We start from the raw sequence: 20,059 nt of genomic DNA, 5'->3' as shown, positions 1-20,059 counted from the left end.
AGACAAGCTGAGCGCCGCACTCGGCGCATCGCGCGCGGCAGTCGATGCCGGCTACGTGCCGAACGACTATCAAGTCGGCCAGACCGGCAAGATCGTCGCACCGCAGCTGTACATCGCGGTCGGCATCTCGGGTGCGATCCAGCATCTGGCCGGCATGAAGGATTCGAAGGTGATCGTCGCGATCAACAAGGATCCGGAAGCGCCGATCTTCAGCGTGGCCGACTACGGCCTCGTCGGCGATCTGTTCGCGCTCGTGCCGGAGCTCGTGAACGAGCTGGGCTGACGCTGCGTGACTTGATGCTTCGGCGGCAAGTCGTACGAAAGGGGCGCGATGAGCGCCCCTTTTTTTGTGCAATGGCAGAAGGGGCGGGGACGCATCTGTCTTCGATGCAGCGCATCGCCATCGCACCATGCCGTACGGAACAGTTTTTGTGCGAGCAGATGGGACCGAAGCATCGATCGCCGGAGCGAAGGGGCAACGCGCGTGCGCGTTGACGCAAGCCCCCTTTCCGAGCCGGTATCGCATGCGCTGAAACGAAAAAGGCGCCCTGACGGGCGCCTTCTCCATTGATACCGACCGGCCTGCGTCGCCGCGGGCCGTCCCGACTTATGCGTATGCCGGGCGCGTCTGGCCGGCCACGTCCTTCAGGTAGCGATGCACCGACAGGTCGTCGGCCTGGATCGCCGGCTTCTTGCCCGAGATCAGGTCGGCGAGCAACTGGCCCGATCCGCACGACATCGTCCAGCCGAGCGTGCCGTGGCCGGTGTTCAGGAACAGGTTCGAGACCGGCGTGCGGCCGACGATCGGCGTGCCGTCCGGCGTCATCGGGCGCAGGCCCGTCCAGAAGGTTGCCTTCGACGTGTCGCCGCCGCCCGGGAACAGGTCGTTCACGCACATTTCCAGCGTTTCGCGGCGCGCTGCGCGCAGGTTCTTGTCGAAGCCGACGATTTCCGCCATGCCGCCGACACGGATGCGCTTGTCGAAACGCGTGATCGCGATCTTGTAGGTTTCGTCGAGCACCGTCGACACGGGGGCGGCCGCCTCGTCGACGATCGGCGCGGTGATCGAATAGCCCTTCAGCGGATAGACCGGAATCTTCATCAGGTTCGAGACGAAGCGGGTCGAGTACGAGCCGAGCGCGACGACGTACGCATCCGCGCGCACCGTCTCGCTGCCGCACTGCACGCCGGCGATCTTGCCGCCCGCGATCGCGAGCGCGTCGATCGGCGTGTTGTAGCGGAACTTCACGCCGAGCGATTCCGCGAGCGCCGCGAGGCGCGTCGTGAACAGCTGGCAGTCGCCCGTTTCGTCGCCGGGCAGGCGCAGGCCGCCGGTCAGCTTGTGCGACACGGCGGCGAGCGCCGGTTCGGCATTTTTCAGTTCGGCCGGCGACAGCAGTTCGAACGGCACGTTCGCTTCCTGCAGCACCGCGATGTCCTTCGCCGCGCCGTCGAGTTGCTGTTGCGTGCGGAACAGTTGCAGCGTGCCGCCCGTGCGCCCTTCGTACTCGATGCCCGTGTCGGCGCGCAGCGCCTGCAGGCAATCGCGGCTGTATTCGGCGAGGCGGACCATGCGGCCCTTGTTGACCGCATAGCGCTCGGCCGTGCAGTTGCGCAGCATCTGCCACATCCACTGGAGCTGGAAGCGCGTGCCGTCGAGGCGGATCGCGAGCGGCGCGTGCTTCTCGAACATCCACTTGACGGCCTTCAGCGGCACGCCGGGCGCGGCCCACGGCGCCGCATAGCCGGGCGAGATCTGACCTGCGTTTGCGAAGCTCGTCTCGAGCGCCGGGCCGGCTTCCCGGTCGATCACCGTGACTTCATGACCGGCGCGCGCGAGGTAATACGCGCTTGCCACGCCCACCACACCGCTGCCCAGAATGACGACTCGCATAGCTGCTCCAGATGGAAGGGATCAGGTCGAGGCCGGGCGCACCTGCGTCTCCGTGTAACCTCTAGCTGATCTAGTTTTTTGCGCTATGGTATTGTCGAATGTGTAGGTTTTGTTATCGTATTTTTCAGGTTTTCAGCATAAACAAATGAGAACGCAACGCCAGCCAGTACGCTCGCTCGACAAGCTCGACCGGCGCATCCTGAAACTGCTCCAGGAGGACGGCCGGATGGCGATGAAGGACCTCGCGGAACAGGTCGGACTGACCGTGACGCCGTGCATCGAGCGCGTGCGGCGCATGGAGCGCGACGGCGTGATCACCGGCTACCACGCGCGTGTCGATCCTCACCAGCTGGATGCCGCGCTGCTGGTGTTCGTCGAGATCACACTTGGCCACAAGGGCGGCAACATGTTCGAGCAGTTCCGCCGCGAAGTGATGAAGATCGACGAGGTGCTCGAATGTCATCTCGTGTCCGGCGACTTCGACTACCTGATCAAGGCGCGGATCGGCGAAATGGCCGACTATCGCAAGCTGCTCGGCGACATCCTGCTGCAACTTCCCGGCGCGGTGCAGTCGAAGAGCTATGTCGTGATGGAGGAAATCAAGGAGACGCTGACGATTTCGGTCGGCGAATGAGCGCGGCGGGGGCCTGCTGCCGGCCCCGCTATCTCGCCCTTGGCATGCTGCACCCAATACTGTATAAATATACAGTATTGGGTGCAGGCGAATGGGTGAGCACATGGACGGTCGGTCCGACAACGAATTTCCGATAGCGCCGCCGGCGCCCCGCAAGGGGCGCGGTGCGGTCGACAATCTCCAGGGGCGGTACGAAACGGCACTGCGCGAAGCGGTCGACGACGGCTGGACGCACGAATCGGACGACGCCGATCTGCCTGCTCCGCTGCGCACCCAGGTGTTCGAGGAGCGCGCGAAGAGCATCCTGACGCACAACCAGTCGCCGGACATTCCGTTCAGCGTGTCGCTCAATCCGTATCGCGGCTGCGAGCATGGCTGCATCTACTGCTTCGCACGGCCGACCCATAGCTATCTCGGCCTGTCGCCGGGGCTCGATTTCGAGAGTCGCATCTACGCGAAGGTCAACGCGGCCGAACTGCTCGAGCGCGAGATTTCGCGCAAGCGCTACGTGCCGGAGCCGATCGCGCTAGGCGTCAACACCGATGCATACCAGCCGGTCGAGCGCGATCTGCGCATCACGCGCAGCGTGATCCAGGTGATGCACGATCACGGGCTGCCGTTCGCCGCGATCACGAAATCGTCGCTGATCGAGCGCGATCTGGATCTGCTGGCCCCGATGGCCGAGCGCGGGCAGGTGATGGCCGCAGTCACGATCACGACGCTCGACGCCGATCTCGCGCGCACGCTCGAGCCGCGTGCGGCGACACCGGCGCGACGGCTGCGTACGATCCGCGCACTGCGCGACGCGGGCGTGCCGGTGGGTGTGAGCATTGCACCGATGATCCCGTTCGTCACCGAGCCGGACATGGAGCGTGTGCTGGAAGCCTGTGCGGAAGCCGGCGCGACGCACGCGAGCTACATCATCCTGCGGCTGCCGTGGGAGGTCGCGCCACTGTTCAAGAACTGGCTCTCCGCGCATTTCCCCGATCGAGCGGAGCGCGTGATGAATCGCGTGCGCGACATGCGCGGCGGGAAGGACTACGACTCGGATTTCTCGAAACGGATGAAGGGCGAGGGGATCTGGGCCGACCTGTTGCGGCAGCGTTTCCGTCAGGCCGTGAAGCGGCTCGGGTTGAACGAGCGCAGGAACGGCATTCTGGATCTGTCGCAGTTTCGCGGTGCGCCGGCGGCCGGGGCGGCCGCGCCGCGCACGGTGAAGGGCGCAACTGGCGCGAAATCGCGCGACGACTTGCAGATGAGCCTGTTCTGACCGACCCGCGTCGGCAGCTTACTGCGAGATTTGCTTCGCCGCTTCGACTTGCGACTCGAAATACGTCTGGAACGACAGCGCGAGCGCGGTCATCAGCAGGAACGCGCCAATCAGCAGCGAGAAGATCACGATGAAGATCACCGTCCAGCCTGACCGGCTGTGCTTGCCCGTGTCGGCATTGAATTGCGCGTCCCATTTCTCGTCGGGGCGCAGGCCGTAGACGAGCGCGGCGAGGAACGCGCCCAGCAGCGAGATTGCACCCGGCACGGCGAGCCACCAGCCGAGGCCGGCACTGCGCTGGCTCGCGGCGAGCAGCAGGAAACCCGGGATCCCGACGATCGTCGCGAGCAGGTGCGCCCAGCCGTACACGTCGCGCAAGCCGTACAGGTAGAAGCGGTGCGCGCCGAGCGAACCGAACAGGAACGCGAGGGCGGCGGTGAGCGTCTTGGAGCGGAAGCGGCGGGGCGATGCGGTGCTGCTGGACATGGGTGGCGGCGGATTATCGGTGGCATGGGCGGCCGGCAGGCCGGCGCGGGGCGCTCGGGCCCGGCACGCATTCTACGATGCCCGGTCGGGCCCGGTCACCCCTCGGCTGCGTCAAGGTGCCGCATAGGTGACACGGTAGATGGCGCCCGCGTAGTCGTCGCTGACGAGCAGCGAGCCGTCCGGTAGCGGCAGTACGTCGGCCGGGCGTCCCCACACGCTGCCGTCCGCGCGCAGCCAGCCCGTGATGAACGGCGTCTGGCGCGTATGACTGCCGTCGGCCGACACGACAGCGCGCATCACGCGGTAGCCGACCTTCGTGCTGCGATTCCACGAACCGTGCTCGGCAATGAAGATGTTGTTGCGATACGACGCCGGAAACATCGGCCCCGTATAGAAGCGCATGCCGAGCGCCGCGACGTGCGCGCCGAGTTTCAGCGCGGGCGGCGCGTAGCGCCGGCACACGTCGGGGCTCCCGAATTCGGGGTCGGGCGTGTCGCCGCCATGGCAGTACGGAAAGCCGAAATCGAGGCCCGCGCGCGGCGCACGGTTCAGCTTGTCGTCGGGCACGTCGTCGCCCATCATGTCGCGCCCGTTGTCGGTGAACCATAGCTCGCCCGAATCGGGGTGCCACGCGAAGCCGACGGTATTGCGCACGCCGCGGGCAAATACTTCGCGGTTGCTGCCGTCGGCGTGCATGCGTGCGATGATCGCGTATCGGCTGCGATCGGCGAGGCAGACGTTGCACGGTGCGCCGACCGGCACGTAGAGCTTGCCGTCGGGGCCGAACGCGATGAATTTCCAGCCGTGATGATGATCGGTCGGCAGCGCGTCCGTCACGACCGCCGGCGCGGGCGGCCTGGCGAGCCGGTCGTCGATGTGGTCGAGGCGCAGGATGCGCGACACGGCGGAGATATAGAGGGCGCCATCGCGATATGCGACGCCGACGGGCGTGTCGAGCCCCGACGCGATTACATGGCGGGCAGTGATCCGGCCCTCCTGCATCACGAAGGCATGTACGCGGCCTTCCTGCGAGCCGACATACAGGATGCCGCGCGGCGACCACGCCATTTCACGGGCGGTCGGCACGGCGTTGGTCAGCACGTCGACATGGAAGCCGGGTGGCACGACGAGTTCGTCCACCGGTGGTGCGGCGTAAGCCGCGGCGGATGCGAGACAGGTGACGAGGCCGGTCAGCAAGCCTGCGAGGCGGTGCTGCGCGCGGCGCGCCGGGGTGACGCGAAATAGCGGCATGGCGGCGGGGAGCGTCGTGGACACGACGATTGTATGCCCGGCGCACAGGGTGTCTGCGGAATTTTTGCGCGTAAGTGTTTGTTGTGGCTTTGGTTTCCGGCTATAATCGCACGTTTCAGTAGTTTCGAACCCGGTTTTCCCGAAGGATTTCATATGGTTATCATCCGTCTGGCTCGCGGCGGCTCGAAGAAGCGCCCGTTCTACAACATCGTTGCTACCGATTCGCGCAACCGTCGTGACGGCCGCTTCATCGAGCGCGTCGGCTTCTACAACCCGGTCGCCACGAAGGGCGAATCGCTGCGTATCGCTCAGGACCGCCTGACGTACTGGCAAGGCGTTGGCGCGCAACTGTCGCCGACCGTCCAGCGTCTCGTGAAGGAAGCGCAAAAGGCGCAACCGGCTGCCTAACATGGCGCGGTGTGCCGGTCGTGCCGGCTGCAAGGAGCATTGATGTCCGGTCACGATTCCGGTAACGCAAGGCGCGGGCGAGCGTCGTTTGGCGCATTCGTCCGCAAGCCGGTCGAGCGCGACACTGTCGCGAGCGCCGGTACGGCTGCCGAGCAGGGCAGTCTCGAAGCGGTGCAAGCCTGGCCCGACGATGCTGTCGAGGTCGGTGCAGTAGTCGACGCCTACGGCCTGAAAGGCTGGGTCAAGGTGGCGACGCATGCCGACGCCGGTCGCGGTGGCGATGCGCTGCTCACGGCGCGCCGCTGGTGGCTGGAACGGGGTGGGGAGCGGTTGTCCGCCCGCATCCTGCAGTCGAAGACGCACGGCGACACGGTCGTCGCGCATACCGCGGGTGTCAGCGACCGCGATGCCGCACTGGCTTTGCGCGGCTTTCGCGTGTTCGTGCGCCGGGAAGATTTCCCGGCATTGGCCGCGGACGAATTCTATTGGGTCGACCTGATCGGCCTCGAGGTCGTCAACGAGCAATCGGTGGCGCTCGGGACGGTGAGCGGGATGATCGACAACGGCGTGCATTCGATCATGCGCGTCGAGTATCCGGCAGTCGGCAAGGATGGTCGGCCGACCACCGACGAGCGGCTGATTCCGTTCGTCGGCGTCTACGTCAAGACGGTGGATCAGGCGGCACGTCGCATCGTCGTCGACTGGGAAGCCGATTACTAATGAACCAGGTTACGGAGAGCGCGGTGCAGTTCGACGTCGTCACGCTCTTTCCCGAAATGTTCCGCGCGCTGACCGACTGGGGAATCACCAGCCGGGCCGTGAAGCAGGAGCGCTTCGGGCTGCGCACCTGGAATCCGCGTGATTTCACGACGGACAACTACCGCACGGTCGACGATCGTCCGTACGGCGGCGGTCCGGGCATGGTGATGCTGGCCAGGCCGCTCGAGGCCGCGATCGGTGCTGCGAAAGCCGCGCAGGCGGAGCAGGGCGTCGCGAGCACGCGGGTGGTGATGATGTCGCCGCAAGGTGCTCCGTTCACGCACGAACGTGCGGTGCGGATGGCGCAGGAGCCCGGTGTCATCGTGCTGTGCGGTCGCTACGAGGCGATCGATCAGCGTCTGCTCGACCGTTGTGTCGACGAGGAAATCAGCCTCGGCGATTTCGTTCTGTCCGGCGGCGAACTGCCGGCGATGGCGATGATGGATGCCGTCGTGCGCCTGTTGCCCGGCGTGCTGAACGATGCGCAGTCGGCCGTGCAGGACAGCTTCGCCGACGGGCTGCTCGATTGCCCGCACTACACGCGCCCCGAGGAATACGAGGGAATGCGTGTGCCGGACGTGCTGCTCGGCGGGCATCATGCCGAGATCGAGAAGTGGCGGCGGCAGGAAGCATTGAAGAATACGTTGCGGAAGCGGCCGGACCTGATCGTCCGGGCGCGCCGCGAGAAGTTGCTGAGCCGTGCCGACGAGGCGTGGCTTGCGAACCTCGCACGCGAAGCGAAGAACGCCTCCTGAGGCGGCGTCGCGGACGGGAAATGGCGGTGCCGTGCATGTGTGTGCGGTGCCTGATGTGAATCCATCCTCTATCGGGGCCAGGCCTGGAAACGGGCGGGTGCAAACGCCGACAAGATGGCATAAGGAGTCAGTAATGAATCTGATCGCAAAACTTGAGCAGGAAGAGATCGAGCGCGCGCTCGCCGGCAAGACGATCCCCGATTTCGCCCCGGGCGACACGGTGATCGTGAACGTGAACGTGGTTGAAGGTAACCGCAAGCGCGTTCAGGCTTACGAAGGCGTCGTGATCGCGATTCGCAACCGCGGCCTGAACTCGAACTTCATCGTCCGCAAGATCTCGTCGGGCGAAGGCGTCGAGCGTACGTTCCAGACGTACTCGCCGCTGCTGGCGAGCATCGTCGTGAAGCGTCGCGGTGATGTGCGTCGTGCGAAGCTGTACTACCTGCGCGAGCGTTCGGGCAAGTCGGCTCGTATCAAGGAAAAGCTGGTGTCGAAGGATCGCGCCGCAGCAGCTTCCCAAGAGTAAGAGCTGTAAGGAAAAAGCACCCACCCGGGTGCTTTTTTCATTCTGGCGCGACAATATGCTCGTTATGTCACGAACACGAGAGCCCCATTGAATCGCCGCCCCATCATCGATCCCGAAGTGCTGCCGGTTGAAGGCACCGGCGCGGGCCTGCCGTCCATCGAGTCCCGCCTGATGACGCCGCCCGGGCTGCGCGAGCGTTTTGCGCGCACGCTCGAATGGAGCGTCGAGCCCGGCGAGGCGCGGCTGCAGGAGGGCGTCGACCCGCGCAGCGCCGCCGTCCTCATCCCGCTCGTCGTTCGCGAGAGCGGCCTCACCGTGCTGCTGACCCAGCGCGCCGATCACCTGAACGACCATGCCGGGCAGATCAGCTTCCCCGGCGGCCGTCGCGAGCCGTTCGATCGCGATGCGACGGCAACCGCGTTGCGCGAGGCGAAGGAAGAAATCGGACTGGCCGCCGAGCCGGTGGAGATTCTCGGTGCGCTGCCCGACTACCTGACGGGGACCGGTTTCTGCGTGACGCCCGTCGTGGCGCTCGTGCATCCGCCGTTCACCGTGCAGGCCGACACGTTCGAAGTCGCCGAGATTTTCGAGGTGCCGCTCGCGTTCCTGATGAGCCCCGCGAACCACCAGGTGCGCGTGTTCCGCTGGGAAGGCGGCGAGCGTCGTTTTTTTGCGATGCCCTATCCCAGTGGCGAATCAGCCGGGCATTACTTCATCTGGGGCGCAACTGCCGGCATGTTGCGCAATCTCTACCGCTTCTTGGCAGCCGGCTGACTTCCCGCGCTGTGCGGCGCGCGCGGCCGGCCGCCGGGCGATCGCATCGTCAGCCATGCGTCGCTTACGCTGTGCTATCGTTATGCAAAAAATGACATAACTCCGAAGACGGCGCACGCATGACTTTCTTTTCGGTTCTCCTCGCTCTCATCATCGAACAGGTCCGCGCGTTGTCGCCGAGCAATCCGGTGTTTGCGCTGTTCCAGTTTCACGCGGAAACCGTCGCGCATGGCCTCGACGCCGGCAAGCAAAAGCATGGCGTGCTCGCATGGCTCGCGGTCGTGCTGCCGTGGGTGCTGATCGTCGCGCTGATCTACTTCCTGCTGTACAAGGTGAGCTTCGTGCTGGCGTTCATCTGGAACGTCGCCGTCGTGTATTTCACGCTCGGTTTTCGCCAGTTCAGCCACTACTTCACCGATATCCATCTCGCGCTCAACAACGACGACGTGCCGCGCGCGCGTGAAATCCTGCATGAGTGGACGGGCCTCGACACGGTCGACATGCCGGTCGGCGAAATCGTCCGTCATACGCTGATTCATGCGGTCGTTGCGTCGCATCGTCACGTGTTCGGCGTGTTCTTCTGGTACGTGCTGCCGATCGGTCCGGCCGGCGCGGTGCTGTACCGCATCTCCGAATATCTCGCGCGCAGCTGGTCGACGCCGGGCGACGATCGCACGGCCGCGTTCTCGACGTTCGCGCAGCGCGCGTTCTTCGTGATCGACTGGATTCCGTCGCGGCTGACCGCGCTCGGTTTCGCGATCGTCGGCAACTTCGAGGATGCAATCTACGCGTGGCGCAATCACACGCGCCAGTGGCCCGACCCGAACGACGGCGTGCTGCTCGCGGCCGGCAGCGGCGCGCTCGGCGCGCGTCTCGCGGGGCCGCTCGCGGAACCATCGAGCCTCGACGCACTGGCGGTCGGCGACAGCGGTCCGTTGACGGTCGGTGACGATTGCACGCCGCGCACGCTGCAGTCGGCAGTCGGCCTGGTGTGGCGCGCCGTGATCCTGTGGATGATCCTGCTGTTGATGCTGACGCTGGCCGTCTGGGTATCGTGACGCGGCAGCGCAGTGCGCGATGAAACGAAAAGGCCGGCTTCATGCCGGCCTTTTTGCTGTGCGTGACCCATTCGCTCAATCGTCGAGCGGATCGCGTATGGCGCCACATTGCCAGCAGGCGGTGAACTGGGCCTCGAGCGCCTCGCCGCACTGACGGCAGCGCCACGGCGCGGCGCCGGCCGACGGGCCGTGCGACGCGGCATCGAGAAGCCGCCGCGCGAGCGCATCGTCGCGCTCGTCGTCGAGCCACAGCTCGGGCGTGCACGCGTCGGCGGGCAGGCCGCCGAGCGCACCGGTCGCGTAGCAGTTGTGCAACTCGCAGCCGATGCCGGCCACCTGCAGCACGTTCGCCCAATGCTGCGCGGTGGCGAGATCGGGGGCCTTGAAACGCATCGCGGCTCCTGTCGGTGAAGGCCGGGCGGGGCGCCGGCCGCCTTCTGCCCGCCGCGGTCAGCGGACGATCTGGCTTGCCTCGTGCACGAGCTGCGCGTAAAGCGCATGCCGCGACGGTGCAATGCGGCCGTCGGCGACGGCCTCGAGAATCGCGCAGCCCGGCTCGTGCAGATGATGGCAATTATAGAAACGGCAGTCCGCGAGCAGCGGGCGGAATTCCGGGAACGCGCGCTCGAGGCGGCCTTCCGTCAGGTGGTAGAGGCCGAATTCCTGGAAACCCGGCGAATCGATCAGCGCGCCGCCGCCGTCGAGCGGGTAGAGGCGCGTGAACGTCGTCGTGTGGCGGCCGCTGTTGAGCGCGGCCGAGATTTCGCGGGTCGCGGCCTCGGCATCGGGCACGAGCAGGTTCACGAGCGTCGACTTGCCCATTCCGGACTGGCCGAGCAGGATGGTCGAATGGCCGGCCAGATGCGGCATCAGCTGCGCACGCGCATCGTCGGGCGCGCCCTTCACCGACAGCTCGAGCACGTCGTAGCCGAGCGCGCGGTAGGGCGCGAGGCGCTCGCGGGCGACCGGCAGCGCGGCCTCGACGTCGATCTTGTTCAGCACGACGAGCGGCTTCAGTTCGTTCGCTTCGGCCGCGATCAGTGCGCGACCGAGCAGGTCCTCGCTGAAATAGGGCTCGGTCGCGAGCACGATCAGCAGCTGGTCGAGGTTGGCCGCGAACAGCTTCGACTTGAACTGGTCGGAGCGGTACAGCAGGTTGCGCCGCTCGCCGATCTCGACGATCACGCCCTGGTCGGCCGACGCCTGCTCGTACACGACGCGGTCGCCGACCGCGATCTCGCTTTTTTTGCCGCGCGGGAAGCACTGCAGCATCGGGCCGCCGTCGTCGGGCGCGACGATGTAGTGGCGGCCGTGCGCCGCGATCACGCGGCCTTCGACACGCGGCGCGCCCGACGCGCGCGGGGCCGGCTTGCGGGAGGTCGGCCGGCTCATGCGTGCTGCATCAGGCGGTCGATCCGCTGCGACGCGGGCGGATGCGAGTAGTAGAAGGCCGTGTAGACGGGGTCCGGCGTGAGCGTCGACGCGTTGTCCTCATAAAGCTTCACGAGCGCGCTGACGAGATCCTGCGCGTCGGTCTGGCTGGCCGCGAACGCGTCGGCCTCGAATTCGTGCTTGCGCGACGTCAGGCTGCTGAACGGAGTTGCAAAGAACAGGAACACGGGGATCGCGAGGAAGAACAGCACGAGCGCGGCGCCCGCGTTGCTCGTGTCGAGCGACGGCGTGACGCCAAGGCCCGTATAGAACCAGGTGCGCTGTGCGAGCCAGCCGAGGAGCGCGAGCAGCACGAGGCTCAGCACGAACGACACGAGCATCCGCTTCATCACGTGGCGGCGCTTGAAGTGGCCGAGCTCGTGGGCGAGCACGGCCTCGATTTCCTGGCCCGTCAGCCGCGCGAGCAGCGTGTCGAAGAACACGATCCGCTTCGATGCGCCGAAGCCCGTGAAGTACGCGTTGCCGTGCGCGGAACGGCGGCTGCCGTCCATCACGAACAGGCCCTTCGCCGCGAAGCCGCACCGTTTCATCAGCAACTCGATGCGCGTGCGCAGCGCTTCGTCCTTCAGCGGTTCGAACTTGTTGAAGATCGGTGCGATGAAGGTCGGATAGATCAGCAGCACGAGCATCTGGAACGCGACCCAGACGATCCAGGTCCACAGCCACCACAGGCTGCCGGCCTGGTTCATCAGCCACAGCACGACGAACAGCAGCGGCAGGCCGAGCACGGCGCCGAGCAGCGTGTTCTTCAGCATGTCGGTGAAGAACAGGCGCTTGGTCATCCGGTTGAAGCCGAACCGCTGCTCGATCCCGAACTGGCGGTAATACTCGAACGGCACGTCGATCACGCTCGTGATCGCGAGCACGGCGGCGACGAGCGCGACCTGCTGCCCGTAGCCGCGGCCGAACCAGCCCGTCAGCAGCGTGTCGAGGGCGCCGACGCCACCCAGCAGCGTGAGGCCGACCAGCACGGCCGCGCTGACGACGATCTCGAACATCGCCAGCCGGGTGCGCTCGACCGTGTAGTCGGCCGCACGCTGGTGGGCGGTCAATGGAATGGTGGCGCTGAACTGCGCGGGCACGCTGTTGCGATGTGCGGCGACGAAGCGGATCTGCCGCGACGCGAGCCACAGCTTGGTGACGACCATCGCGAGCACGGCGATCGCGAACAGCAGGGTGAACGAAAAGGGTGACATCGAAGGCGCCAAAGGGTTCTATGCGAGAATTATATGTTCTTGCGGACCGGGCCCGCTCACGCGATGCCGGCCGCCCGGGCGGCGCCATGCGCCGTCCGCCATTTTCCAGGATGACTCATGACCGATACCGCCGCTTCCGCCAGCCAGCCCGCGCTCGTGCGCAACGAGTTGAACCTCGTCTGGCTCGACATGGAGATGACCGGCCTCGACCCGGATAACGACCGCATCATCGAAATCGCGGTCGTCGTGACCAACTCGACGCTCGACATCGCGGTGGAAGGCCCCGTGTTCGCGATCCACCAGAGCGACGAAACGCTCGCGAAGATGGACGACTGGAACAAGTCGACGCACGGCCGTTCCGGGCTGATCGACCGCGTGCGCGCGTCGACCGTGACCGAGGCGGACGCCGCCGCGCAGTTGCAGGCGTTCCTCTCGCAGTACGTGTCGCCCGGCAAGTCGCCGATGTGCGGCAACTCGATCTGCCAGGATCGCCGCTTCATGGCGCGCTGGATGCCGGAATTCGAACGATTCTTCCACTACCGCAACCTGGACGTCAGCACGCTCAAGGAGCTGTGCCGCCGCTGGCAGCCGGCGATCTACAAGGGCTTCCAGAAGCGTGCGATGCACACGGCGCTCGCGGACATCCACGAGTCGATCGACGAACTGAAGTACTACCGCGAGCATTTCCTGATTCCGGCCGCGTCGGCGCCGGCAGGCGAGTCCGCGCCGGCCGCCTGAGCGGGCCGGCACGCGCTCAGCGTGGCGCGCGCTGCGCGCTCTTCGGCCGGAACGCCGCGACCACCGCGGCGTCGGTTTCGATGTACGGGCCGCCGATCAGGTCGATGCAGTAGGGCACCGCCGCGAAGATGCCGGGCACGGTCGACTTGCCGTCGGCGTCGCGCAGCCCTTCGAGCGTTTCCCGGATCGACTTCGGCTGGCCGGGCAAGTTGATGATCAGCGCCGCGTGGTCGGCCGTCTCGCGAATCACCGCGACCTGCCGCGACAGGATCGCGGTCGGCACGAAATTCAGGCTGATCTGCCGCATCTGTTCGCCGAATCCCGGCATTTCCTTCGTCGCCACGGCCAGCGTGGCTTCCGGCGTCACGTCGCGCCGCGCCGGGCCGGTGCCGCCCGTCGTCAGCACCAGATCGCAGCCGGCGACGTCGACGAGTTCGGCCAGCGTGGCGGAGATCGTCGGCGCGTCGTCCTGGATCAGCCGGGTTTCGGCGCGCCATGGCGAGCGCAGCGCGCCGGCGAGCCATTCCTGCAGTGCCGGGATGCCCTTGTCCTCGTAGATGCCCGTGCTGGCGCGGTCGCTGATCGACACGAGGCCGACCACGAGTTCGTCCGGGTGGTTACGCTTCGTCGTCATGGTCGTCTCCGGCGTCGTCCGGCGCTTCGTCTGCCTCCGCCTCGTCGGTACCGCTCGCGGTCTTGATCCACTGGAACAGCTCGCGGAAGTAGCGCGGCGGCTTGCCTTGCTGCGCTTCCTTGCGCGCGTTGCGGATCAGCGTGCGGCCTTCCTGGATGTCGGCTTCGGGGTGCTGGCGGAGGAACTCGGTCAGCGCGTCGTCGTTCGCGAGCAGCTGTTCTCGCGTGCGCTCGATCCAGTGCAGGCGGGCGGTCGCGGCCTTGTTCACGCCTCGCTGGGCGTCGAGCGCGGTGCGCAGCGCGGCCGTTTCGTCGTCGGTCAGCGAGCGCATCACGCGGCCGACGTACTGGAGCTGGCGGCGCTTGCCTTCGTGGTCGGTGATCCGGCGTGCCTCGCGCACGGCGTCCGCGAGGTCCTCGGGCATCGGCATGCGCTTGAGCGCGTCCTTCGGCAGGTCGACCAGGGCCTGGCCGAGCTCCTGCAGCGCGTGCATCTCGCGTTTCAACTGGGATTTGCTGGGGCGATCGTAGCCATTGCCGGCGTCGTCGTCGGCGTGCTCGATCGGCTGGATTCGGGTTTTGCGTGTCATGGGCGGCATTGTATCGCGGCGCGGACGCCCCAAGCTTGTCGGTATATGGCCCCGGACCTTGCTATGATCGCGGGATACGCAACATTTTGACCATGCGGGCGGATCGCCCGCCACCGGATAACACGACGATGGCAGCCAATCTCGACGTACAAGCGCGCTATTTCCCGCACACGCAGGACCAGCTCAAAGAAATTGCCTCGGACATCCTTCGCCATGCGAAGGCGCTCGGCGCGACGGACGCCGCGACCGAAATCTCCGAAGGCGACGGCCTGTCGGTGTCGGTGCGCCGCGGCGAGGTCGAGACGATCGAACACAACCGCGACAAGATGGTCGGCGTGACGGTGTTCATCGGCAAGAAGCGCGGCAACGCGAGCACGTCGGATTTCTCGCCGGCCGCGATCAAGGATACCGTCGCCGCCGCGTACAACATCGCGCGCTTCACGGCCGAGGACGACGCGGCCGGCCTCGCCGAGGCCGAACTGCTCGAAACCGACCCGCGCGACCTCGACCTCTATCACCCGTGGGCGCTGACGGCCGACGAGGCCGTCGAGCTCGCCCGCCGCGCGGAGGACGCCGCGTTCGCGGTCAGCCCGCAGATCCGCAACTCGGAAGGCGCGAGCGTGTCGGCGCAGCATTCGCAGTTCGTGCTCGCGACGTCGCGCGGTTTCCTCGCCGGCTACCCGTACTCGCGCCACTACATCGCGTGCGCGCCGATCGCGGGCACCGGCCGCCACATGCAGCGCGACGACTGGTATTCGTCGAAGCGCAGCGCGGTCGATCTCGCGGCGCCGGAAGCCGTCGGGCGCTATGCGGCCGAGCGTGCGCTGGCGCGGATGGGCGCGCGCCGTCTCGACACCCGCAAGGTGCCCGTGCTGTTCGAGGCACCGCTCGCGGCCGGCCTGCTCGGCGCGTTCGTGCAGGCCGTCAGCGGCGGCGCGCTGTACCGCAAGACGTCGTTCCTCGTCGACAGCCTCGGCAAGCCGGTGTTCGCACCGCACGTGCAGGTCGTCGAGGATCCGCACGTGCCGCGCGCGATGGGCAGCGCGCCGTTCGACGAGGAAGGCGTGCGCACGCGTGCGCGCAGCGTCGTCAACGACGGTGTCGTCGAAGGCTACTTCCTGTCGACCTATTCGGCACGCAAGCTCGGCACGCAGACCACCGGCAACGCGGGCGGCTCGCACAACCTCGCGCTGCGCAGCTCGAACACGCAGCCGGGCGACGATTTCGACGCGATGCTGAAGAAGCTCGGCACGGGCCTGCTGCTGACCGAGCTGATGGGGCAGGGCGTGAACTACGTGACCGGCGACTATTCGCGCGGCGCGGCCGGCTTCTGGGTCGAGAACGGCGTGATCCAGTATCCGGTCGAGGAAATCACCGTCGCGAGCACGCTGCAGGAGATGTTCCGGCATATCGTCGCGATCGGCGCGGATTCGATCGTGCGCGGTACGAAGGAAACGGGCTCGGTGCTGATCGAGCAGATGACGATCGCCGGGCAGTAAGCGGCGCGGCATCGGCCGCCAGGAAACGAAAAGCCCGACCGGTGTTCATGAGCCGGTCGGGCTTTTTTGTCGCGTGCCGCGTGCCGAGTGTCAGCCGCGCTTGCGCTCGTACACGACGAACGCATAGCCGAACGTATTGGGCGTGGCGGCCTGGTGCGGGTCGCGCGAGACTTCGCGCCAGTGCGCGGGATCGGGCGCCGGGAACGACGCATCGCCGTCGAAATCGGCATCGATCTCGGTGACGACCAGCTTGTCGGCGAGCGCGAGGCCTTCCGCATAGAGTTGTGCGCCGCCGATCAGGAATGCTTCGGGCGCGCCGTCGCGCGCGGCGAGCGTGAGCGCGTCGGCGAGCGACGTGACCGTGTCGCAGCCGTCGAAGCGGCGCGCTGCGTCGCGCGTGACGACGATATTGCGGCGGCCCGGCAACGGCCGGCCGATCGACTCGTGGGTCTTGCGGCCCATCACGATCGGCGCGCCCATCGTCGTGCGCTTGAAGAACGCGAGGTCCTCGGGAAGTTTCCAGGGCAACTGGTTGTCGCGGCCGATGATGCCGTTGCGGGCGCGCGCGACGATCAGGGTCAACGTCGTCATGAAGATCGGGGGAAGAGGAGAACCGGAATGGCGCCGATTCTACCGGAATGGCGGCACGCGACCGCGCCGGGGCGGATGCGCGGGCGTAGGTGCGGCGTTTGCTCCGTGATGTCCTGAATAAAAAGAGTGCCCGCCGGGGGACGGACGCAAAAAACGGTTCGCGTCGCGAAGTCGACGCTGCAGGAAACGACCTGCGCCGTTCATTTTATTCTGCAATCCTCATCGATCAAGCGGCATGATGGAGTCGTGTGCGGATTATTGATGCATGCGGTTCCCTGCGTGTCCTTCCATAGCATGCTGCACGTTGCCGGGGAGCGCCACAGGAATCGGTATCGGCAGCCGGGCCGGCGGGACGAGTTCGTCCCACAGCGTCACCGACGACTTGTCTGACGAACGCGCTCGCGGCGCGGCGACGGGCACGATGCGGAAGCTGTGGTCCTGTTGCATGCGCGGCGCGTTACCGGCAAGCGGCATCGCGCGTTCGGGCCTCGTGCTTTCTTCCGAGCGTGCCGGCGTGAAGTGGCAGGCGAGTGCGAATGCAATCGTCATCTGCACACAAGACTGCAAAAAAATTGTTCGCATGGCCACCTTCTCCCGATCCGTTACGCGTTCAGCGAAATGCATGCCATCGGGCGAAGCGCATTGCCGCGTCTGCGATTTGCGGGGAAGCGTCGTGACTTGCGATCGAAAACGCCGGGAAATGTTTCAGGCGTGAAACGAGGGGGCTCGGGAATACTGCGGATTCAATCGATACGCTTCAAGGATGAAAATTTGCGCGTGTGTCGATGCAGGTACGCGTCGCTGCGCGTTTCTATTTGCAGACGATTGATCAACGTCGACCACTGAGCGATTCGACCGTTCGCTCATCCGCGCTGCAATCGGTTTGTCGTATTCGGCGCCTATAACTAAGCTGTCTTGATCAAAAAAATAACTGGACGCGAGATGAGCGCCATCATGCGAGGCCTGTCGTCGCCGCGTATCGGCATGGCGAATCGAGCCGCTTCGGCTGACCCGGTTCGATCCTTTTGCACGCGACTTGGCGTGTACGGCAATCGTTAGACGGTTGATGAACGGGGTGAGCATATGGGAGCCGAGCAGCGGCATGTGATCTACTTCTCGCGCGAGCCGAACGACGCGTTGCGCGGGCATTTCGACGAATGCGGGTGGCGCGTCGATCTTGCGGAAAGCGCACGCGACGTGCGGCGTGTCGTGCAGCACGGCGTGGCAACGGCCGGCCTGCTCGATTTCTCGCCGGGTTTTCGACCCGCGGATCTGCGCGAACTCGAAGCGTGTCTGAGCATCCAGCACATCGGCTGGATCGCGGCGACCCGGCGCGGCCAGCTGCAGGACGCCACGCTGCGGCATCTCATTCGTGACTATTGCTTCGACTACGTCACGATGCCGTACGAGGCGGCGCGCATCGTCGAGACCATCGGGCATGCGCACGGCATGATCGCGCTGACCGAGCCGGTAGCCGCACCCGTCGGTGCCGGACGCGCCGAAGGCGAGATGGTCGGCACCTGCGACGCGATACTCGGGCTGTTCAGGACGATCCGGCGCGTGGCGACGACCGATGCGCCGGTGTTCATCTCCGGCGAATCGGGTACCGGCAAGGAACTGACGGCCGTGGCGATCCACGAGCGCTCGGCGCGCGCGCAAGCGCCGTTCGTCGCGATCAATTGCGGTGCGATTCCGTCGACGCTGCTCCAGGCCGAACTGTTCGGCTATGAGCGCGGCGCGTTTACGGGCGCGAACCAGCGCAAGATCGGCAGGGTCGAGGCCGCGAACGGCGGCACGCTGTTTCTCGACGAGATCGGCGACCTGCCGCTCGAGAGCCAGGCGAGCCTGCTGCGGTTCCTGCAGGAAGGCAAGATCGAGCGGCTCGGCGCGCATGTATCGGTGCCGGTCGACGTGCGCGTGATCTGTGCGACGCACGTGGACATGGAAGCGGCGCTGCGCGAAGGGCGGTTCCGCGAGGACCTGTTTCATCGGCTGTGCGTGTTGAAGATCGAGGAGCCGCCGCTGCGCGCACGCGGCAAGGATATCGAACTGCTGGCGCGCCACATGCTCGAGCGTTTCAAGGGGGATGCGCATCGCCGCCTGCGCGGCTTCTCGCCGGACGCGATCGCCGCGCTGTACGGCTATTCGTGGCCGGGCAACGTGCGCGAGCTGATCAATCGCGTGCGCCGCGCGATCGTGATGTCGGAGGGCCGGATGATTACCGCGGCCGATCTCGAACTCAACGAATTCGCGGTGCTGGCGCCCGTCTCGCTCACCGAGGCGCGCGAAGCGGCCGAACGGCAGGTGATCGAGCAGGCGCTGCTGCGTCACCGCGGCCGGTTTGCCGACGCGGCGCGCGAACTCGGCGTGTCGCGCGTCACGCTGTACCGGCTGATGTGCGCGCATGGCATGCGCGATCGCGGCGACCCGCTGGGCGGGTTTTCGGCGCCGTTGCCGGAGGTTCGGCATCACGCTTGCTAGAATTGGCGGGTAACGGTCGCCCTCGCGGCCGAAGGAACCCGCATGAAACAGTACCTCGACCTCGTTCGCACCATCCTCGACACCGGCACCTGGCAGGAGAACCGCACGGGCATCCGCACCATCAGCATGCCCGGTGCGATGCTGCGGTTCGACCTGCAGCAAGGTTTCCCGGCGGTCACGACCAAGAAGCTCGCGTTCAAGTCCGCGATCGGCGAACTGGTCGGTTTCCTGCGCGCATCGCGCAGCGCGGCCGATTTCCGCGCGCTCGGCTGCAAGGTGTGGGACGCGAACGCGAACGACAACGCGCAGTGGCTCGCGAACCCGTACCGCCAGGGCGTCGACGACCTGGGTGACGTGTACGGCGTGCAATGGCGCCAGTGGCCCGGCTACAAGGTGCTCGACGCGGGCGCCGAGGCGCAGATCGCCGACGCGACGCGCCGCGGTTTCCGGATCGTCACGCGTTTCGACGAGGACGGGGTGCCGAAGGTGCTGCTGTACAAGGCAATCGACCAGCTGCGCCAGTGTCTCGACACGATCATGGAGAACCCGGCGGACCGCCGCATCCTGTTTCACGCATGGAATCCGGCCGTACTCGACCAGATCGCGCTGCCCGCCTGCCATCTGCTGTACCAGTTCCTGCCGAACGTCACGAAGCGCGAGATTTCGCTGTGCCTGTACATCCGCAGCAACGATGTCGGGCTCGGCACGCCGTTCAACCTGACGGAAGGGGCCGCGCTGCTGTCGCTCGTCGGCCGGCTGACGGGCTACACGCCGCGCTGGTTCACGTACTTCATCGGTGACGCGCACATCTACGAGAACCAGCTCGACATGCTGCAGCAGCAGCTCACGCGCGAGCCGTACGACAGCCCGCGGCTCGAAATTGCCGAGCGCGTGCCGGACTACGCGAAGACCGGCGTTTATGCGCCCGAATGGCTCGAGCAGATCGAGCCGTCGGATTTCTCGCTTGTCGGCTACCGTCACCATGAGCCGCTGACCGCGCCGATGGCGGTCTGAGCCCGGCCTGCGACGGCGGCGGGTGACGCGATCCGCGCCAGGCAGCATGA

The 20,059-nt window shown here is 66.3% G+C and carries 24 protein-coding genes; 13 read left to right on the top strand and 11 right to left on the bottom strand.

Annotated elements, in window-relative coordinates; all coding sequences use genetic code 11:
- Positions 1 to 283, top strand: a 283-nt coding sequence (locus tag U4Z64_RS26985) for an electron transfer flavoprotein subunit alpha/FixB family protein (protein ID WP_321821548.1), incomplete at its 5' end; no start/stop codon positions are given.
- A gap of 324 nt (positions 284 to 607) precedes the next feature.
- Here the strand turns inward: U4Z64_RS26985 and U4Z64_RS26980 are convergent.
- Positions 608 to 1,894, bottom strand: coding sequence for a D-amino acid dehydrogenase (locus tag U4Z64_RS26980; RefSeq protein WP_321821547.1), 1,287 nt, complete (start codon positions 1,892 to 1,894; stop codon positions 608 to 610).
- A 145-nt stretch (positions 1,895 to 2,039) separates the two neighbouring features.
- Between U4Z64_RS26980 and U4Z64_RS26975 the strand changes: the two genes are divergently transcribed.
- Together U4Z64_RS26975 and U4Z64_RS26970 are read left to right on the top strand one after the other, a co-directional pair.
- Positions 2,040 to 2,528, top strand: a complete 489-nt coding sequence (locus U4Z64_RS26975; RefSeq protein ID WP_321821546.1) for an Lrp/AsnC ligand binding domain-containing protein — start codon at positions 2,040 to 2,042, stop codon at positions 2,526 to 2,528.
- 91 nt (positions 2,529 to 2,619) lie between these two features.
- On the top strand, positions 2,620 to 3,798 hold the full coding sequence (locus U4Z64_RS26970) for a PA0069 family radical SAM protein (protein WP_321821545.1): 1,179 nt from the start codon (positions 2,620 to 2,622) through the stop codon (positions 3,796 to 3,798).
- Between the two features lie 18 nt (positions 3,799 to 3,816).
- Here U4Z64_RS26970 and U4Z64_RS26965 read toward each other — a convergent pair whose 3' ends face one another.
- Positions 3,817 to 4,284, bottom strand: a complete 468-nt coding sequence (locus U4Z64_RS26965; protein ID WP_321821544.1) for a TM2 domain-containing protein — start codon at positions 4,282 to 4,284, stop codon at positions 3,817 to 3,819.
- A gap of 111 nt (positions 4,285 to 4,395) precedes the next feature.
- On the bottom strand, positions 4,396 to 5,535 hold the full coding sequence (locus U4Z64_RS26960; protein ID WP_321821551.1) for a PQQ-dependent sugar dehydrogenase: 1,140 nt from the start codon (positions 5,533 to 5,535) through the stop codon (positions 4,396 to 4,398).
- A gap of 153 nt (positions 5,536 to 5,688) precedes the next feature.
- Here U4Z64_RS26960 and rpsP point away from each other — a divergent pair, with 153 nt between their 5' ends.
- From rpsP to U4Z64_RS26930, 6 genes are all read left to right on the top strand, one after another.
- Positions 5,689 to 5,943: a 30S ribosomal protein S16 gene (rpsP, locus tag U4Z64_RS26955; protein ID WP_006476550.1), complete on the top strand. Its 255-nt coding sequence runs from the start codon at positions 5,689 to 5,691 to the stop codon at positions 5,941 to 5,943.
- Positions 5,944 to 5,985: 42 nt separating this feature from the next.
- Entirely contained in the window at positions 5,986 to 6,663 is a 678-nt protein-coding gene (gene rimM, locus U4Z64_RS26950) for a ribosome maturation factor RimM (protein WP_124487489.1), read from the top strand.
- The gene (trmD, locus tag U4Z64_RS26945) at positions 6,663 to 7,457 is read left to right on the top strand and encodes a tRNA (guanosine(37)-N1)-methyltransferase TrmD (protein WP_124487488.1); all 795 of its coding nucleotides are present in this window, start codon (positions 6,663 to 6,665) and stop codon (positions 7,455 to 7,457) included. Before rimM ends, trmD begins: the two co-directional genes overlap by 1 nt.
- 133 nt (positions 7,458 to 7,590) lie before the next feature.
- Positions 7,591 to 7,983 carry a 50S ribosomal protein L19 gene (rplS, locus tag U4Z64_RS26940; RefSeq protein WP_006486838.1) on the top strand — a complete coding sequence of 131 codons (393 nt, stop codon included), beginning with the start codon at positions 7,591 to 7,593 and terminating at the stop codon, positions 7,981 to 7,983.
- Positions 7,984 to 8,070: 87 nt separating this feature from the next.
- Positions 8,071 to 8,757, top strand: coding sequence for a CoA pyrophosphatase (locus U4Z64_RS26935; protein WP_044844814.1), 687 nt, complete (start codon positions 8,071 to 8,073; stop codon positions 8,755 to 8,757).
- A 119-nt stretch (positions 8,758 to 8,876) separates the two neighbouring features.
- Positions 8,877 to 9,815 carry a CobD/CbiB family protein gene (locus tag U4Z64_RS26930; RefSeq protein ID WP_044844813.1) on the top strand — a complete coding sequence of 313 codons (939 nt, stop codon included), beginning with the start codon at positions 8,877 to 8,879 and terminating at the stop codon, positions 9,813 to 9,815.
- A 75-nt stretch (positions 9,816 to 9,890) separates the two neighbouring features.
- Here the strand turns inward: U4Z64_RS26930 and U4Z64_RS26925 are convergent, their stop codons facing one another.
- Genes U4Z64_RS26925 through U4Z64_RS26915 form a run of 3 tightly spaced genes read right to left on the bottom strand, consistent with a single transcriptional unit; the run spans position 9,891 to position 12,463 of the window.
- Complete coding sequence (locus U4Z64_RS26925; RefSeq protein ID WP_044844812.1) at positions 9,891 to 10,208, bottom strand: putative signal transducing protein; 318 nt, start codon at positions 10,206 to 10,208, stop codon at positions 9,891 to 9,893.
- A gap of 57 nt (positions 10,209 to 10,265) precedes the next feature.
- On the bottom strand, positions 10,266 to 11,207 hold the full coding sequence (rsgA, locus tag U4Z64_RS26920) for a ribosome small subunit-dependent GTPase A (protein WP_040143718.1): 942 nt from the start codon (positions 11,205 to 11,207) through the stop codon (positions 10,266 to 10,268).
- A complete protein-coding gene (locus U4Z64_RS26915) occupies positions 11,204 to 12,463 on the bottom strand; it encodes a M48 family metallopeptidase (protein WP_124521924.1) in 1,260 nt (419 codons plus the stop codon). Before U4Z64_RS26915 ends, rsgA begins: the two co-directional genes overlap by 4 nt.
- 117 nt (positions 12,464 to 12,580) lie before the next feature.
- Between U4Z64_RS26915 and orn the strand changes: the two genes are divergently transcribed.
- Positions 12,581 to 13,201: an oligoribonuclease gene (gene orn / locus U4Z64_RS26910; protein WP_044844810.1), complete on the top strand. Its 621-nt coding sequence runs from the start codon at positions 12,581 to 12,583 to the stop codon at positions 13,199 to 13,201.
- Between the two features lie 16 nt (positions 13,202 to 13,217).
- Here orn and mog read toward each other — a convergent pair whose 3' ends face one another.
- Complete coding sequence (gene mog, locus U4Z64_RS26905) at positions 13,218 to 13,835, bottom strand: molybdopterin adenylyltransferase (RefSeq protein ID WP_124487483.1); 618 nt, start codon at positions 13,833 to 13,835, stop codon at positions 13,218 to 13,220.
- On the bottom strand, positions 13,819 to 14,424 hold the full coding sequence (gene yjgA / locus U4Z64_RS26900; RefSeq protein WP_311766332.1) for a ribosome biogenesis factor YjgA: 606 nt from the start codon (positions 14,422 to 14,424) through the stop codon (positions 13,819 to 13,821). The genes mog and yjgA overlap by 17 nt, the downstream gene beginning before the upstream one ends.
- Before the next feature lie 128 nt (positions 14,425 to 14,552).
- Here yjgA and pmbA point away from each other — a divergent pair, with 128 nt between their 5' ends.
- Positions 14,553 to 15,923, top strand: a complete 1,371-nt coding sequence (gene pmbA, locus U4Z64_RS26895; protein ID WP_044844808.1) for a metalloprotease PmbA — start codon at positions 14,553 to 14,555, stop codon at positions 15,921 to 15,923.
- A 90-nt stretch (positions 15,924 to 16,013) separates the two neighbouring features.
- On the opposite strand, the gene U4Z64_RS26890 is transcribed toward pmbA, so the two are convergent.
- From U4Z64_RS26890 to U4Z64_RS26880, 3 genes are all read right to left on the bottom strand, one after another.
- Positions 16,014 to 16,514, bottom strand: a complete 501-nt coding sequence (locus U4Z64_RS26890; protein WP_321821543.1) for a dihydrofolate reductase — start codon at positions 16,512 to 16,514, stop codon at positions 16,014 to 16,016.
- Between the two features lie 255 nt (positions 16,515 to 16,769).
- The gene (locus U4Z64_RS26885) at positions 16,770 to 17,096 is read right to left on the bottom strand and encodes a hypothetical protein (RefSeq protein WP_321821542.1); all 327 of its coding nucleotides are present in this window, start codon (positions 17,094 to 17,096) and stop codon (positions 16,770 to 16,772) included.
- Between the two features lie 123 nt (positions 17,097 to 17,219).
- Complete coding sequence (locus U4Z64_RS26880) at positions 17,220 to 17,618, bottom strand: hypothetical protein (protein ID WP_321821541.1); 399 nt, start codon at positions 17,616 to 17,618, stop codon at positions 17,220 to 17,222.
- Here U4Z64_RS26880 and U4Z64_RS26875 point away from each other — a divergent pair.
- Together U4Z64_RS26875 and U4Z64_RS26870 are read left to right on the top strand one after the other, a co-directional pair.
- Entirely contained in the window at positions 17,598 to 18,995 is a 1,398-nt protein-coding gene (locus tag U4Z64_RS26875; RefSeq protein WP_044844805.1) for a sigma-54 dependent transcriptional regulator, read from the top strand. The two genes, U4Z64_RS26880 and U4Z64_RS26875, sit on opposite strands and share 21 nt — an antisense overlap.
- Before the next feature lie 42 nt (positions 18,996 to 19,037).
- Entirely contained in the window at positions 19,038 to 20,009 is a 972-nt protein-coding gene (locus tag U4Z64_RS26870) for a thymidylate synthase (protein WP_044844804.1), read from the top strand.
- The last annotated feature ends 50 nt before the right edge of the window (positions 20,010 to 20,059 follow it).

The sequence above is a fragment of the Burkholderia sp. BCC1996 genome (assembly GCF_905339955.1).
In the GTDB taxonomy this organism is placed as follows: Bacteria; Pseudomonadota; Gammaproteobacteria; order Burkholderiales; family Burkholderiaceae; genus Burkholderia.
Note: the sequence above shows the minus strand (reverse complement) of the source record. Positions and strands in the feature narration are given on the sequence as shown.

What these genes read in the sequence shown, in the direction of transcription:
- U4Z64_RS26890 (WP_321821543.1), bottom strand. Translation starts at nt 16,514, where the DNA reads ATGACGACGTTGACCCTGATCGTCGCGCGCGCCCGCAACGGCATCATC.
- rpsP (WP_006476550.1), top strand. Translation starts at nt 5,689, where the DNA reads ATGGTTATCATCCGTCTGGCTCGCGGCGGCTCGAAGAAGCGCCCGTTC.
- rplS (WP_006486838.1), top strand. Translation starts at nt 7,591, where the DNA reads ATGAATCTGATCGCAAAACTTGAGCAGGAAGAGATCGAGCGCGCGCTC.
- U4Z64_RS26875 (WP_044844805.1), top strand. Translation starts at nt 17,598, where the DNA reads ATGGGAGCCGAGCAGCGGCATGTGATCTACTTCTCGCGCGAGCCGAAC.
- orn (WP_044844810.1), top strand. Translation starts at nt 12,581, where the DNA reads ATGACCGATACCGCCGCTTCCGCCAGCCAGCCCGCGCTCGTGCGCAAC.
- U4Z64_RS26915 (WP_124521924.1), bottom strand. Translation starts at nt 12,463, where the DNA reads ATGTCACCCTTTTCGTTCACCCTGCTGTTCGCGATCGCCGTGCTCGCG.
- U4Z64_RS26975 (WP_321821546.1), top strand. Translation starts at nt 2,040, where the DNA reads ATGAGAACGCAACGCCAGCCAGTACGCTCGCTCGACAAGCTCGACCGG.
- U4Z64_RS26930 (WP_044844813.1), top strand. Translation starts at nt 8,877, where the DNA reads ATGACTTTCTTTTCGGTTCTCCTCGCTCTCATCATCGAACAGGTCCGC.
- U4Z64_RS26965 (WP_321821544.1), bottom strand. Translation starts at nt 4,284, where the DNA reads ATGTCCAGCAGCACCGCATCGCCCCGCCGCTTCCGCTCCAAGACGCTC.
- U4Z64_RS26925 (WP_044844812.1), bottom strand. Translation starts at nt 10,208, where the DNA reads ATGCGTTTCAAGGCCCCCGATCTCGCCACCGCGCAGCATTGGGCGAAC.
- yjgA (WP_311766332.1), bottom strand. Translation starts at nt 14,424, where the DNA reads ATGACACGCAAAACCCGAATCCAGCCGATCGAGCACGCCGACGACGAC.
- rsgA (WP_040143718.1), bottom strand. Translation starts at nt 11,207, where the DNA reads ATGAGCCGGCCGACCTCCCGCAAGCCGGCCCCGCGCGCGTCGGGCGCG.
- trmD (WP_124487488.1), top strand. Translation starts at nt 6,663, where the DNA reads ATGAACCAGGTTACGGAGAGCGCGGTGCAGTTCGACGTCGTCACGCTC.
- rimM (WP_124487489.1), top strand. Translation starts at nt 5,986, where the DNA reads ATGTCCGGTCACGATTCCGGTAACGCAAGGCGCGGGCGAGCGTCGTTT.
- mog (WP_124487483.1), bottom strand. Translation starts at nt 13,835, where the DNA reads ATGACGACGAAGCGTAACCACCCGGACGAACTCGTGGTCGGCCTCGTG.
- U4Z64_RS26870 (WP_044844804.1), top strand. Translation starts at nt 19,038, where the DNA reads ATGAAACAGTACCTCGACCTCGTTCGCACCATCCTCGACACCGGCACC.
- U4Z64_RS26980 (WP_321821547.1), bottom strand. Translation starts at nt 1,894, where the DNA reads ATGCGAGTCGTCATTCTGGGCAGCGGTGTGGTGGGCGTGGCAAGCGCG.
- U4Z64_RS26885 (WP_321821542.1), bottom strand. Translation starts at nt 17,096, where the DNA reads ATGCGAACAATTTTTTTGCAGTCTTGTGTGCAGATGACGATTGCATTC.
- U4Z64_RS26880 (WP_321821541.1), bottom strand. Translation starts at nt 17,618, where the DNA reads ATGCCGCTGCTCGGCTCCCATATGCTCACCCCGTTCATCAACCGTCTA.
- U4Z64_RS26970 (WP_321821545.1), top strand. Translation starts at nt 2,620, where the DNA reads ATGGGTGAGCACATGGACGGTCGGTCCGACAACGAATTTCCGATAGCG.
- U4Z64_RS26960 (WP_321821551.1), bottom strand. Translation starts at nt 5,535, where the DNA reads ATGCCGCTATTTCGCGTCACCCCGGCGCGCCGCGCGCAGCACCGCCTC.
- pmbA (WP_044844808.1), top strand. Translation starts at nt 14,553, where the DNA reads ATGGCAGCCAATCTCGACGTACAAGCGCGCTATTTCCCGCACACGCAG.